Origin of the sequence: Limimaricola cinnabarinus LL-001 (genome assembly GCF_000466965.1) — a bacterium.
GTDB lineage: Bacteria > Pseudomonadota > Alphaproteobacteria > Rhodobacterales > Rhodobacteraceae > Limimaricola > Limimaricola cinnabarinus.
On record NZ_BATB01000022.1, the window covers coordinates 34,651 to 48,068 of the forward strand.

At 61.1% G+C, this 13,418-nt stretch carries 18 protein-coding genes; 9 read left to right on the forward strand and 9 right to left on the reverse strand.

The window, feature by feature from the left end; genetic code table 11:
- Window positions 1-65 precede the first annotated feature (65 nt).
- From MBELCI_RS09430 to MBELCI_RS20725, 5 genes are all read left to right on the forward strand, one after another.
- Entirely contained in the window at window positions 66-725 is a 660-nt protein-coding gene (locus MBELCI_RS09430; protein WP_045319949.1) for a hypothetical protein, read from the forward strand.
- A gap of 142 nt (window positions 726-867) precedes the next feature.
- The gene (locus MBELCI_RS09435; protein ID WP_021693962.1) at window positions 868-2,784 is read left to right on the forward strand and encodes a site-specific integrase; all 1,917 of its coding nucleotides are present in this window, start codon (window positions 868-870) and stop codon (window positions 2,782-2,784) included.
- On the forward strand, window positions 2,781-3,470 hold the full coding sequence (locus tag MBELCI_RS09440; RefSeq protein ID WP_045319950.1) for a hypothetical protein: 690 nt from the start codon (window positions 2,781-2,783) through the stop codon (window positions 3,468-3,470). The genes MBELCI_RS09435 and MBELCI_RS09440 overlap by 4 nt, the downstream gene beginning before the upstream one ends.
- A 2-nt stretch (window positions 3,471-3,472) precedes the next feature.
- Window positions 3,473-4,177, forward strand: a complete 705-nt coding sequence (locus tag MBELCI_RS09445; protein ID WP_045319951.1) for a hypothetical protein — start codon at window positions 3,473-3,475, stop codon at window positions 4,175-4,177.
- Window positions 4,178-4,852: 675 nt separating this feature from the next.
- Entirely contained in the window at window positions 4,853-5,242 is a 390-nt protein-coding gene (locus MBELCI_RS20725) for a hypothetical protein (RefSeq protein ID WP_131505527.1), read from the forward strand.
- A gap of 196 nt (window positions 5,243-5,438) precedes the next feature.
- Here MBELCI_RS20725 and MBELCI_RS20730 read toward each other — a convergent pair whose 3' ends face one another.
- From MBELCI_RS20730 to MBELCI_RS09475, 6 genes are all read right to left on the reverse strand, one after another.
- A complete protein-coding gene (locus MBELCI_RS20730) occupies window positions 5,439-5,663 on the reverse strand; it encodes a hypothetical protein (RefSeq protein ID WP_131505528.1) in 225 nt (74 codons plus the stop codon).
- 281 nt (window positions 5,664-5,944) lie between these two features.
- Window positions 5,945-6,307, reverse strand: a complete 363-nt coding sequence (locus MBELCI_RS19300) for a hypothetical protein (RefSeq protein WP_052512712.1) — start codon at window positions 6,305-6,307, stop codon at window positions 5,945-5,947.
- Entirely contained in the window at window positions 6,307-6,834 is a 528-nt protein-coding gene (locus MBELCI_RS09460; RefSeq protein ID WP_021693966.1) for a hypothetical protein, read from the reverse strand. The genes MBELCI_RS19300 and MBELCI_RS09460 overlap by 1 nt, the downstream gene beginning before the upstream one ends.
- A gap of 237 nt (window positions 6,835-7,071) precedes the next feature.
- Window positions 7,072-7,404, reverse strand: coding sequence for a type II toxin-antitoxin system RelE/ParE family toxin (locus MBELCI_RS09465; protein WP_045319952.1), 333 nt, complete (start codon window positions 7,402-7,404; stop codon window positions 7,072-7,074).
- Window positions 7,404-7,640 (reverse strand): ribbon-helix-helix domain-containing protein, encoded by a 237-nt coding sequence (locus tag MBELCI_RS09470; RefSeq protein ID WP_200861262.1) that lies wholly within the window; start codon window positions 7,638-7,640, stop codon window positions 7,404-7,406. Before MBELCI_RS09470 ends, MBELCI_RS09465 begins: the two co-directional genes overlap by 1 nt.
- Before the next feature lie 71 nt (window positions 7,641-7,711).
- Window positions 7,712-7,936, reverse strand: a complete 225-nt coding sequence (locus MBELCI_RS09475; RefSeq protein WP_021693969.1) for a hypothetical protein — start codon at window positions 7,934-7,936, stop codon at window positions 7,712-7,714.
- Window positions 7,937-8,356: 420 nt separating this feature from the next.
- Here MBELCI_RS09475 and MBELCI_RS09480 point away from each other — a divergent pair, with 420 nt between their 5' ends.
- Window positions 8,357-9,292, forward strand: coding sequence for a type 2 periplasmic-binding domain-containing protein (locus MBELCI_RS09480; protein WP_021693970.1), 936 nt, complete (start codon window positions 8,357-8,359; stop codon window positions 9,290-9,292).
- Between the two features lie 113 nt (window positions 9,293-9,405).
- Here the strand turns inward: MBELCI_RS09480 and MBELCI_RS09485 are convergent, their stop codons facing one another.
- Window positions 9,406-10,218, reverse strand: coding sequence for a tetratricopeptide repeat protein (locus tag MBELCI_RS09485; RefSeq protein WP_235047607.1), 813 nt, complete (start codon window positions 10,216-10,218; stop codon window positions 9,406-9,408).
- On the reverse strand, window positions 10,188-10,592 hold the full coding sequence (locus MBELCI_RS09490; protein WP_021693972.1) for a winged helix-turn-helix domain-containing protein: 405 nt from the start codon (window positions 10,590-10,592) through the stop codon (window positions 10,188-10,190). The genes MBELCI_RS09485 and MBELCI_RS09490 overlap by 31 nt, the downstream gene beginning before the upstream one ends.
- Before the next feature lie 165 nt (window positions 10,593-10,757).
- Here MBELCI_RS09490 and MBELCI_RS09495 point away from each other — a divergent pair, with 165 nt between their 5' ends.
- The gene (locus tag MBELCI_RS09495) at window positions 10,758-11,279 is read left to right on the forward strand and encodes a DUF6647 family protein (protein ID WP_235047608.1); all 522 of its coding nucleotides are present in this window, start codon (window positions 10,758-10,760) and stop codon (window positions 11,277-11,279) included.
- 146 nt (window positions 11,280-11,425) lie between these two features.
- The gene (locus tag MBELCI_RS09500) at window positions 11,426-11,770 is read left to right on the forward strand and encodes a hypothetical protein (protein ID WP_021693974.1); all 345 of its coding nucleotides are present in this window, start codon (window positions 11,426-11,428) and stop codon (window positions 11,768-11,770) included.
- A gap of 52 nt (window positions 11,771-11,822) precedes the next feature.
- On the opposite strand, the gene MBELCI_RS09505 is transcribed toward MBELCI_RS09500, so the two are convergent.
- Window positions 11,823-12,179, reverse strand: coding sequence for a helix-turn-helix domain-containing protein (locus MBELCI_RS09505; RefSeq protein ID WP_021693975.1), 357 nt, complete (start codon window positions 12,177-12,179; stop codon window positions 11,823-11,825).
- 874 nt (window positions 12,180-13,053) lie between these two features.
- Here MBELCI_RS09505 and MBELCI_RS21590 point away from each other — a divergent pair.
- A partial coding sequence (locus tag MBELCI_RS21590) for a hypothetical protein (protein WP_235047609.1) occupies window positions 13,054-13,418 on the forward strand: 365 nt, incomplete at its 3' end.

Below are 13,418 nucleotides of genomic sequence, written 5' to 3' on the forward strand. Positions count from 1 at the left end.
TCCGTCAGATCCGTTTCCGAGCTCCGGACGAAAGCAACACCTCTTGCTCAGACAGGAGATACGACATGACGCTGGAAGACAAAGCGGCCCGCGAAGAGGCCGAAATTCAGAACGATGCAAAGCTGCTGCTGAGTGGGGATCCCCTCACGCGCCGCGTTCTGGCTCGGCATCTGGCCGTGGACGACAAGACCATCAGCGAGGTCCTGAAGAGGGTCCCCCTCCGCCGGGAGCTCGGTACATATCCGTGGCGGCGGATCTGGCAGACCATCCACAAGACGGAAGGCCGTCTCCTACCCGACCATCTGGATGCCCTCCAGAAGCAGCACCCGAGCTCACCGATCCTCTCTGGCATTACTGATCTCGCCTTCGCACTCAGAATGCCTCTGATCGACTTCGCGGAGATGGCGCAAGCTCTCGACAAGAAGCCGGACTCGTTGAGCAAAGCCATGAAGCGTGGCGCCACGCTGCCCTTCCCCACACTGGAGTTGGGCGTTCGGCTCAGGCGCTACCGTCCCCTCGAAGTTCGACTGTGGGTCGAAGAGGAGATCAAACTCGACCTGCCATCGGCATTCGAGATTAGCACGGCGGCTTTATCGAAGCCGCCCGCCGAGACGGTCCTCGAGGCCCCAGTTCCCGACAAGATCGCGGCGAATACCCCCGCCAAACCCATCGGTCAGAGGGCCTTCGCCGGCAACAGCAGGAACAGGCGGACATCACCGGAATAGCCGGACACAAGCGGAACCTCTGCTCATTTCCGGGACCGGCAAATGAACGAAAAAACCGCTTGCCGACAGGATTAGCCCGAAATCACCGGAACAAGCGGACATCACCGACATAGCCGGACAGCACAAAGATAGAGAATAACCCATGAAAGACACCTCTGACCCCGTCATCGCCGCGGGCACGGCCCCCCGCAAGAAGACCATCAGTTTCGCAGCCTTGCGAGCTGCCCAGACGTACGATCAAGCCGCGATCATGCCGACCTTGCCTACCGAGCCACCCGTGTTGACACCGGACGCCACGTTGCAGGAACTCAAGGACTGGGCCGCCCGCTATGGCGATAAGAACTCCAAGCAGTACTTCAGCAAGTTGCTGGCGAACCTGTGCGGCACATCGCTCGACTCGACATGCATTCGCGAGCTTGAAGAGCTCTTCCCCAAGGTGCGCCGTGGCCAACACCCGCGCCCTGATCTCGATCAGAGCCTCACGGCTTACATCAAGTGGCGCGAAAACATTCTTCGCGCGGCCAAGAAGGCCACCGGTGCCGTTGCCGCAAAGAAAGCGCTGCGCGCGCAGCAAGACGGCTGGTCGGATCTTCTCGATGAGATCAAGCTGCAATCCAAGGATGGCGGCCCCATCCATGGTGCGTCGGCCTCTCCGGTGACGACGCTCTCCGACATCAGCCGCCGCGCCGAGTTGCAGCCTTGGGACCTGGACAGCGACGATGCTGTGGCACGGCTCGAGGCGGCGGTTCAGTCGTCGAATGATCGGAAGGCCATCAGGCGCGCCTTCAAGTTCCTCGGGAAGTACGGCTCCCTGCCCGGGATCAAGAGGCTTCTGCCGCGAAAGTCGCTGCCGGAAATTCCGGCGCTGCGCGGCCCGCACGATCTGCCGAACAGCATTCTGGAGCTCATCGAGCGACTGATCCTCAAGGCTGGCTTCAAAAACGACGAAGTCATGAAGAACGACAACAAGAAAGTCTCGGATGCGACGATCGCCTGTTATCGCGCCGCGATGCGGCATCACTTCCGCACACTGACCACGTGCCCCGCCGATCTGGCGCGGCGCTACCCCAATCCTGTCCGGGACCTCACCCAGGTCAATGATATCGAGGGCCTTCTCGACCTGTCGCATCTCGCCGCGACGATCCGCCAGACCGAGCAGGTCGATGACAACCGCGGCACGATCTCGCACGTCTCCGCCTATCAGTATTACTCGGACATCCTCGTCGTGCTGAGCCGCAACGACTTGCTCCCCGATGCGACCTTCAAAGCGATCAAGGAGTGCCGGTACATGGAGGAGGGTCGAGATCTTGCCGAGGGTATGCGACCCCACATCCGGATATGGTGCGAGGCGTTGCTGAAGAACCCGGAGAAAACCCGGATCTTCGAGGGCATGCACATGATCCTCATGGGCAAGGCGAAAGCCATCATCGCCAGGGCCAAAGCGGAGGGGCGTGACCTCACCCCGAAGGAGATGCGCAAGGTCCGCGCACTCGGCACCGCTGCCGCGACCTCTGCAATCGAGTATACCGGCCGGCCGATCCGGCTGATGAACGCCCTCGGCCTGCGCATGAGTGGCGCAAAACAAAACTTCTTCGTCCCGGATGCCAGCGAGTTCGACTACCGCTTCAAACTGTTCAAGGACGAGACCAAAAGCAAAAAGGACGAGGCTTCGACATCCCTGCGAAAGGAGGGCGGCGGCCACACCGTGATGGCTTGGTACCTGAAGGAAATCCGGCCGCTGTTTCCACACGCCAAGACCAGCAAGTTCCTGTTCCCAAGCGTCGAAACCAAGAGCCAGTCGCTGGACAAGAGAACCTTCGACTGCTGGTTCCAGAGAGCCAGTGCCGAGGCCGGCTTGCCGATGACCTTTCACATGTGGCGGCACGGGATGGCGTCGATCATACTCTCGCTCGGCTTCGAGAATTTGCAGATTGCGGCCGACATGTTGGGCAACACGCCTGCCGTTTGCGCCAAGAACTATGCCTGGATCGACCAAGAGAAGCTCTTCCGTACTGGTCAGGACCTCATCATCAAACACGCCAACAGGAGCAAGTCATGAAGCCCCGACACATCATTTTGCGCGAGCCTTACATGGAAGGGCTGATCGACGAACCCGCCATCGAGACGATGCCTCACGAGGAACTCGCCACACTTGATGCCTTCATGGCCTTTTGCTTCGAGAACGGGCTCGAACCCCCGGTGCAGACGGATATTCTGGCCTTCGCTGAGCTGTGCCAGCAATCGGCGCGGGATCTTCATCGTCTTGATCTCTCGCTGTGCCGCCTCGGGTTTGACGATGGTCTTCTTCAGCAGGTTCGCGCCGTGACGGAGGCGGTCAAGCGCCAGACTCACTTCAAGGCTTATCCGAAAGGACCGAATCGGGACTATGATCGCACTGTGAGCGTGCCGCTCGAGCAATTGCCGACGGATTGGCAAGAAACTCTCCTCCGACTGCGCACGCACGCAGCCTTTTCACCCGAGGTCCTGAAGCGGATGCAGGCCCGGCTTTGCTGCTTTGCCTGGTCTGCCAGCCAAGCGGGGCACCCTGTCGATCTGGCTCTGTTCCGGCCTGCAAGGCCCTCTACGATGACATGCGGGCCCGGTCCGCCGAGAAGGAGGCGAACGAGGGCGAGCCTCGCTGGGCCTATCTTCGATCGACTTGGGAGGAGCTGCATCGCTTTGCAAAGGTACACGGCCTGTCCCATGCAACATGTATCGCGCTCAAAAAGACTCTCGACGCTCTGACCATGAACGAGACGGACCAGGAACCTCTCAAGTTTTACAAACTCGAGAACATCAAGCCGTCAGGCGATCTGCTGGCTGATGCGCGCAAGATCCTCGCGGAGGCCGAGCGTTTAGAAAGGGTCGATTGGCGCCATGCCCGACGCAACCGCGCCACGGCTATCTCACTCGGCACCGCCGTGCCGGCGCGCCCCGAGGATGTTCATAAGAACCATGTTTTCGGAAAGGGTCTCTTCTGGGATGCGGACACCGGCAACTACCGCTTCGAATATCGCCCCCAAAAGACATGCGGCACGGTCGCCGAACCCCTGAGAATACCGCTCAATCCGGAGTACGGGGCTTTCATCGACGCTGTGATCCTTCAAGATCAGGATCGGCGCTATCTCGGCGATCTTCGGGCCCAGGCGATCGCAGCTCAGCGACCGCTCTATGTGAACTACGACGGCAGCCCGTGTGCCTACGGCTGGTACAGCCGTCAGTGGGCGGCAATTACAGGCACCGGCGGTCAGATCGCACGCACTGTAATCTACGACAGCTTCGCCTCTGAGGGCGAGTTCGGTCTGCAATACGCCAAGGCGTCAACCTTCCACAAGACTGACGCTATCCCGGAGAAGTACCGATCAATGAAGTCGAAGGAAGTGAGTTACAGAACCGCGCAGGATCTGATCTTCGCCAACAGGAGTGACGACGACTACGCGGACCTGATCTGAATCCAAATTCATGCATCGCACAATATGAAAGTGAGTAATTTAGGTATCTCACTCACCGGCGAGACCGCTGCAAAATCCTCATCCAGGCAAGTCCTGCTTAGAGCACATATCGGCAAATCATAGAGGCCGGAGATAGGGCGCTGGGGTCTATGGTTGGAGATCAGCCTATCAGAGTTGCCGAGCAAGCGCCCATAATTTCAATGGGGCATTAAATACATCCCCGCGGCGTAGATAAATTTACAGTTGGGCGTCGAGGGGTCGTAAATCAGTTATGTGGTTGATAGCCTGTGCACACATAATATAAATGCAGATTGATTTGTCGAGAAATAGATCCAGTGCTATAGGCGCTCACTTTGGCATCTTTGAGGGGCCCTGACGGATGTGCTCCTCCAGCAACGAAAGTGGATTATTGGATATGATTGAGGCCCAAACACAGAATTCCAGTACATCCAACCGTCGCTCGCAAAGTTCGACCTTTGCTACAAATGATGGCGGCCGTGATATTTTCTCTGCCAGTTGAGCTTGTGACAGCCCACTGTCCTGTCTTGCTCGCACCAACGTGGCGATGAGCGCCTTGTATTCTCGAGAGTGTAAAGTGCCTGCCATGCGCAACTCGGGTGTGGACAGGCCTCTGTAGATGCACTATGCGTCTACTCCCAAAATGGGAGTGATTTGATGGATGACGCAGGGTACGCGTGGATTGATATTCGATGCATAAAGCCGGGTTGGAAGGAGGTCTTCAGGCTGAGGTTGACGGGATGGATCCCCCAGGACTGGGCCGAAGAGGGATTGAGAAATTGCGTGGTTGTTGCCAAGGGTGGAAGCTCACCCTTCGAATTGGACCTTACGATAACGGGTAAAAATTTAACCGATCCGGACTGGGGAAAGTATTCTCCAGAAACATTCCACGCTATATTTCAAAACCTGCTATTCATCGGATTCGATGAAGCTTGGCTGATTCCACCGAGAGATGCTGCGCATTACGTCATTCGTAGGGGCGATATGTTCTCGAGGGAATTCGTCGAAAGTGTGCTCTCCAACCGCGCGCACTTACGTGGTCAATGAAGGTAAGGAGTAGCTCCCCTGTCTGTCCTTAAAATGGGGCGCTTACATTCCCATTGTGGGGGCAAGATGTATGATTTGAAGCAGGGCGCTCTGAGACTCAAGACCGCTTTATAGCAACCCATCTCGCAATACAGTGCCTTACATTAGGTCAAGCTAATTTTCTGTTTCAAAGGGCTAACGGTGTGCAAAAAGCAGCTCAGGTTTCTACGCTTTGTACCAAATAGGTTTCGGTGCATAGTCCTGAACAAGGAAGGATGCGATGACAACGCAACCCAAGCTTTCCGAAGCTCTCGATCGCGCCCGAGCACGAGGCCGTGTTTGGATGGCCGAGCGTCTGGCTGACCCGGAGATGCTCACCGCTGAGCAGCTGGCACAGCGGCTCGGCGTCTCGGCCGACGCAGTCGATGATCTCCGGCAGCACGATCGTGTGCTCGCCCTCACTCTGCTCGGAGAGACCCGCTATCCTGCCTGGCAGAGGAGGCCAGACGGTACGCTATTGCCTGGTATTGATCAGGTAGTCGCAAGATTGGATGGATCACCCCTGACAGTCTACCGGCTACTCATAAGCGCGGCTCACGACGGCACTGACCGCCGACTTCACGAGTTACTGGCAGTTGGTGATATTGATGGAGTCCTTGGGCAGGCTGACGCTTGGGCTAATGGTGCCTTCACTTGATAGCCTCCCTTCGTCCGAGCCTCTGCTCACGCCTCCATGTCGGGCTCGCCCGGCGGATCAAGACCGACGACTTTGCCACTCTCGCGTAGTTCGTCATAGTACGCCTCTTCCTCCGGTCCGGGTTCGGACATTTGCGCCAGAAACCTCTTCGACCAGATAGCCCTCTCCTCAGAGGTCAGCGCGGTCGTCTCGAGATCACCCGCAAGAACCCGTGAAATCTTGGCATGGCCCAATCGACGCCGGATGAAGCGGCGCAGCAGCCGCAACTCTCGCTCGAGCTCCGCGCGCGTCATCTCCGACACCTCTCTCATCTTGGCACCAAGCTCGTTGTCATCTGCACAGTACGACCTCTTCCTGAAATGAACGTCGATGACGTCGGCGATGCGCATCACCTGGCCAAGAAAGCTGCCCGCAGCGCCGAGGCGTAGCGGGCACTGTCAGGCCCTGCCCTATGCGGTGTCCGTAGCCGCGCCAGACGCTCGTAAAATGCATCCAGCGCCCGTGGCGGTAGCATTGGCTCCAGAATGACCCGGATGTCTCTGACCCTCGCCAGCTCGTGGTCCACCGTGTTCGGATCGAGCGACGTTTCGAGCAGCCGGCGGAGCCACATGGTATCGTACTTGGGCGCATCCGAGCAGATCCGTCGTCCGCGTGTCATTGCCTGATACCACTCGACCGCTTCCGGGGCATCGAGCCCCTTCTCGAGCGTCGCATATGGAATCGCGTGCACCGCTGCGCTGTCCTCAGACCATGCGTCCATCGACCAGGTGGGGTGTCGTCGGATCAGCCGCGCATGGCTCTCGATCGCCCCGTCGTCTGCGAGCCATGACAAGCCGATTTCGACCGGCCAGCTGTCGGCGGTGAGGGACGAGGCCTCGAAATCGAGAAAGATCAGATCGTTCGTGTGGTCGGTCATATGCGGTCTATGCGTGGCTTGGTATGCAGGGAGGGATACCGGTATGTATTGGAGAATACCGCGACATACCGGCGCCGCAGACGACTAAGCGCTTTGCACAGATGGACCTGAGCGCGGTCGCACCAAGTGTAGCGACATATAGCGATTTTTTTTCGTATACGTCGGCTCCTCTTTGGGCGACTTGCAGGATAGCACTCGACAAGTCGCGTAACGGATGCCCTTGGAGCAATAACATCGTCATTTCGGAAGGTCGTCGCGCAGCGAGACTGGAATGTCGCGCGCGTTGTGCAGCACGCGCCAGAGATCCACGAAGTTTTCTTCCTCGCAATAGAATGCCAAGTAGCCGAAGCCCTTCACTGGCCACACCCTCAAACCAGGCCGGCCAAGGTCCCAGCCGAACCGCGGCGACCCAGACCCGGGGTGCGTTGAAATATGCAGGCATGCCGCCTCGAGGGCATCAATGAAGCGCATGGCTACCTCGAAACTCGCCTCACGAGCGAGGTATTCGACAGCTGCTTCGATATCCTGGCTGGCTGCCAGTCGGGGCACGACCGGCTTGGCGTCGTCCATCAAGCTGTCTTGCCGGCCGCCAGAGCTGCCCGCCGCTTCAGGGCCTCGAAAGTCTTCTCGGTGATGGGCTCCCCTTGCGCGCTTGCACGTCCCTCATCGAGCAGAGCGCGCAGCGCCTGCCGGTCCAGATCGCGGCGGATCAGGTCGCGCACATATTCACTTGAAGTGCCGTAGCCGCGCGCGACCGTCTGGGCGTCCACTGCGGAACGCATGTCGTCAGGCAATGAGATGTTCATGGTGGCCATACTCTCAAGATGGGTGCCATGGCAATTTTTGTCAATGCGACGACTGCCTACCTACTGACCTCCTAAAAGAAGTAGGCGGAACCGGCTGCCGAGATCGTCGGCGGGTCCTTCCGGATCTGCACGTCGTAGACGACCCCGCCGATCTCCATCTCGACGGTTTTGAACAACTCGTACGGCTCGACGGTTACCGCGCGGGCATGGCGGGCAAAGCCGAACTCGCCAACTGCGCCCGCGATCAGGGTGGCGGCGAGGGTCAGGCCAAGGTGCTTCTTGCTCAGTATGGACATTCTGTCTGCCTCCAATGTGAGTGTTACTCAGGTCGAATGATAAATCTGGATGGCTGGAATGTGGCGGTGGTCCTCGGACGCTACGTCCCGCCGTCTCAAAACGTCACGTCCTGTCTGTCTTTGTCGAATGTGTCACTCGTCGATCCGGTCTCATCGACGTGGCGACGGGGTCGAAGGCAGCCCACTCACCTGGTTGATCCAAGCGATGAGCGGCCATTCGCAACTTCCCTAAGCTGATAGCCTCGCTCGGTGATCTGCGCGACCCTGTCCCGCTCGCGCCTGTCGCGAACTCGCTGCTGCTCGTCAAAGGGAAAAGCCGTCTACGAAGCACGAGGGCTGTACAAAGCCTTCGGGTTTTATCGGCAACTGAAAAGTGCACATGATAGGCAGAGCCAACGGCTCCATGTGAAGGAGCTCGACATGTCATACCGCTCCCTTTCGATCTGCAAACTGGGCCCGGTAATCACCGCGCTCAGCTTGGCATCATCCCCCGCGTCGGTCGAGGCGGATGTCCTGCGGTGGCACATGAACAGCCTGCTCTACCCAAAGCTTTTTGGCGAAGCCGGGTCCTACTTCGCGGCGCAGGTGGAGCGCCTGACAGTCGGCAGCTTCGTCATCGAGGTGCAGGACCGGATGGTTCTTGATCAGGACAGCTTCGGCGCGCTCGAGACTGGATTGATCGATGCGGTCTGGGGGTCGGCCGGCCACCATCATCGCGAGGACCCGGCACTCGCGATCTTCAGCGGCTTTCCCTTCGGACCGGATGCCGAGGGCTTCACCGCCTGGATGCTCGAGGGCGGCGGGGCCGAGGCGCTGGAGGCCATCTATGCACGCCACGGTCTCAAGAGCCACTATTGCGGCGTGCTGCCGGCCGAGGGCGGCGGCTGGTTCCGCGCGCCGATCGAGACCATCGCCGATCTCGATGGGCTGGCCATGCGCGCCTTCGGCTACGGCGCGCTGACGCTCAGGGCGCTCGGCGTGGTGCCCTACGAGTTGCCAGCAGCCGACATCCGCCCGGCACTGGAAACCGGGCTGATCACGGCGGCAGAGTTCTCGTTGCCGTCGATCGACGCCGATCTCGGCCTGCACGAGGCAGCCGGGCATCTCTACCTGCCCGGTTGGCAGCAGCCGGCCACCTCCCTTGAGTTGCTGATGATTAAGCGCAGCTGGGCGACGCTGTCAGATGTCCACCGATCCGCGATCGAGGCGGCCTGCGGGGCGACGCTGTCCTGGTCGCTTGCAATGGCACGGGAACGGCAGGAAACAGCCTTGGATCGGTTCCGCGCCAGGGGATCGAGATCCATGACTGGCCGGAGGAGATCCTTGCAGCACTGCGGCGGGCCTGGGCGGAAGTGATCGCCGAGGAGTCCGCCCGCGATCCGCTTCTTGCCGCGGCCTGGGAGAGCTATCTGGAGCATGCCGAAGGCCCAGGCTCTGCCACCGCGCGGGGCTACATCGATTAGAGCGGGTCAGTCAGGCAGCCCGGCCAATCGCAGCCCGTCGAGGAACCGCTCTCGGCTGTCGCGATCGGACCAGCCGTCAAGCGATTGCGCCACCGCGGAGATGCTACGCTCCGGGCGGCGCCCCTCGGCCGCATGGATGATCGCAGCCGCCTCGTCGATGCGGCCTGCCTGCGCGAGGCTCGACGCCAGCAGCCAGCCGGGCCACCAGCGCGTGCCGGCGAAGGTGCCCGCGCCATGGAGCGGACCAAAGGCTTCCGCCGCGCGGGCTGGCTCCTGCGAAACGAGATAGCTCAGCCCGGCCACCTGCCGATACCAGTCGGGCGGGGTCGGATCGAGGCGCATGGCCCGCTCGATATGGTGCATGGCATCGGCGCCACGACCGGTCAGTGCCAGCACATGCGCCAGCACGGCGAGGTTGTCGGCTTCGTCGGGCGCGATCGTGACCGCTGCCCGGGCATTGGCCAGTGCATCGACAGGCGAGCGCATCTCGGGAAAAGGCGACAGCAGCCGCATCTCGGCCAGAAGCCGGTGCGCGCTGGCCGTGCCCCCGAGGGCCACGGCGCGCTCGACCGCCTCGATCACCTGCGCCATCTCGCGCCGCCCCCCGCCCCAGGCAAGATGTCGAACCTCGAGCCAGTAGGTCAGGCCGAGATCGGCCCAGGCCACAGAGTCGCCGGGATCGTCCGCGACTGCCGCCTCAAGCAGCGCGCGCGCCTCCTCATTGGCTTCTCGTTTTTGCCAGTCATGGCCACTCAGCAGTGCCTCAGCTGCCATGGCCCGGCTCGGCGTCACGGGAAGGACATCCGGTTCGGCAGGCATCGCCAGCATCCCAGACCCGTAATAACGGCGAAGACCGCAGCGACAGAGGCGGTCGCCGCACCGTGCCGGGCGGCCGCGCGGCGCGGCAGGACACTGGCAAGGGCCTCCTCCTCGAGCACGTAGCTGCGCCGGGGCACCGTGCGCAGCAGTGCCGCACCACGCGACCCCAGCGCGCGCCGGATGTCGCTGATGCATTGTGACAGAGCGTCGTCCGACACGATGACGTCCGGCCATGCATTGCGCAGAAGCTCGTCCTTGGCCAACAGCTCCCCGCGCCGTGCGAGCAGGAGTTCGAGCACGCGAAAGGATTTGGCGCGCAGAACCCGCTCAGCGCCGGTCTCATCCTCAAGCCGGCCCCGCTTGGGGTTCAGCACGACGTTGCCAATCCGGATGGACTCACATGCCTCCACGACGATGCCCCGCTGCTGGACCTGCCGATTTTAGCACGATTTCAGACTTCCTTCAGGCCGTTTTCAGGACTTCGACTCGTCCCTGATCGAAGCTTTGGGGCACACCGTCACGGCCTCGGGAGGGTCATCATGCTCCGTTCAGCCTCTTACATCGCGACGCTTGCCTTATGCCTCTCGACCATGACCGCGGCGCCGTTGCCCGCCTTTGAGCAGGAGGGCCGGATGCGCGACGCACCGCCGCTTCTCGACACCCTCGCGCTGTGGCTTGGGGCCAATTTCGACCTGCCGCTCGCAGTCCATAATCCGCGCCTCGTCACCTTGCCCGGCCCGGAATTGATCGCGATGCGCTATGGCGACGGAGCACGCATCGCTCCCGACCGCGTGGTCGCGCTCTATGATGAGGCCACTGCCACCATCTACCTCTCCGATGGCTGGACAGGCCGAAGCCCGGCAGAGCTGTCGATCCTCATCCATGAGATGGTTCATCACATGCAGGCCATGGCCGGGCACCGCTTCGCCTGCCCGGCCGCGCGTGAACGGCTGGCTTACGATGCACAGGACGCTTGGCTGGCCCTGTTCGGCGAAGATCTGCAATCCGCCTTCGACCTCGATCCGGCAATGCTGCTGGTCGGCACAGTCTGCACCCATTGACAGCACCGTCATCGCCGGAGGTGAAATTCCACCCAATCGTGAAAGGAAACCACCATGTCGCGACTTCGACGCCATCCTTGGATGGCATTCGCCCTCGGCCTTTCCACCGGCTCGTAGCTGCTGTAGGTGGGTCCGGATTTGCGCAGATGTCAGGCCCAACCGAGCATGCCGGCCTGACGGTCGACCTGCTGGCCGAGCTTTCCGGAGATACCATGGAGGCCACCATCGGCCTTGCGGGCTACAGCCTGCGGATGCGCGCCATCGAGATCGCTCCCGGCGGCCAGATCGCCGAGCATGACCATGCCGATCGCCCGGGCATCGTCACGGTGATCGACGGTAGCTGGATCGAGGGCCAGCCATCGGGCGAGCGCAGCTTCGATGCCGCCTCACTCGGCACGTTCCGCGAGACCGAGGAGACGGTGCATTGGGTCTACAACCGCACCGAGGCCCCGGCCATTGCGCTGGTCTGCGACATCACCAAGGTCGAGTAGGGCGCAAGCGCCAAGCTCGTGTTTCGCAGGACTGGGGAGCGGCCAGTGCCACCTAAGCCTGCCCCTCCATATCGGCCATGCTTTTCGCAAGGCTTAGAAGTGCCTGCTTCTGCCTGTCCGGCAGAGACATCCAGATCCGAAGCAATTCGGCCGAGCCGCGATCCGGGAATGTCGATAGCATCGGATCCGGCTGGTCCGTGCCTTTGAAGAAATAGGTGATGGGCAGGCCGAGCGCATTGGCAATGTCCCACAACCGCGACGCTGAAACCCGGTTGGCCCCGGTCTCATACTTCTGGACCTGCTGGAACTTGCAGTTGACCGCTTCCCCCAGGTCCTGCTGCGTTTTTCCTCTCATCCAGCGAGCATGGCGGATGCGCGTGCCGACGTGTTTGTCGATGGGGTGGGTCATGCCGTCCAGTTCTATATGTTCACTCTACACGGGGCCGCTGCGTTGCTGATCGATCCAGGAGCTGCGCCGCCATTCTTAGGGGCATGGTATGGGTGGGAAGGAGCGGGAGGAACCTGTCTGGTTGATGCCATGACCCCACGTTCTTCCTTCGCTTCGGTGAAACATCACACCGGGCAATACCGAAGCGGCATCGCCCCGGACGTCGCGGGGGCTTTCTCGATCCGAGATGGGAGAGGCCAGTGTGCTGCAAACCAGGATCAGCAGGTCGCATCGCCGGTTTGACAGGGTGAGCTCGTGATCAAACACCCGGCGGCCATGCAGGCGTAGTTGAGCCGACATCGCAACCACCGCCCTCTCTTCTCGGGCCATGATGCTTTGATACGAGGCACCCAGAGGGGCGAAGTCCTCCAGCCGAACCCATCGCAAGCGCGGAAGCGCCGCAAGCCGTGCCAGTGTCTCCGGGTCGAACAGGCCATATCGGACTGCCCTTCCTTCCGTGTAGGCGGTGGCGCTTTTGCAAACCCATCGCTCGAATGAACAGATGCTTCCCATGTCCTTCGGTTTGACGGCAAACTGTTAACCAGCCGTTAACGGCCGCATGGAGTGCGTCATGACGCTGCCAGTGCCGTCGACACATGCGGTGAATGAAAGGACATGTCCCTTCGCCGCCCCACGGACGATCGCGGAACTGCCGTTCCGGGAGACGCCCTACTGGTGGTCGATCGCAACCTCCCGGCATCTCGGGATCTATCGTCCTCACGCCGGGGTCTGCACCTGGACGGCGCGTTACCTGTCCAGGGACAAGCTCTACAAGCAAAGAGCTCTCGGTCCTGCATTGGGCGCGGGCCAAGGCGCCTTGCGGTTCGAGGCCGCGTTGGATCTCGCCGAGGCATGGTTTGCGGCCCCGGACGTCGCCGACAAGGCGCATGCTGCGCGGCCCGCCGAGCGAATGTCAGGGGTCAGGTTCTGCCCCATCGGGGATCTCTACACGATCGGCCATGCCCTTGCCGACTACACCGCCTGGACGAAGATCGCGCATTCGCCGGGCGGGCACTACAACACGCTGGCGCTCATCAACCATCATCTGGCCGACGAGCTGCTGTTCGTGCCGGTCAACGACATCGCCCCTCATCACCTTCGGCGGCTGGCGCATCGCGTGCTGGAGCGTCCACCGAAGTTCGGCTTTCAACGCGAGCGGCCGAAGGTGCGGCTGTGCGACCTCACGCCGGAGGATCTCCG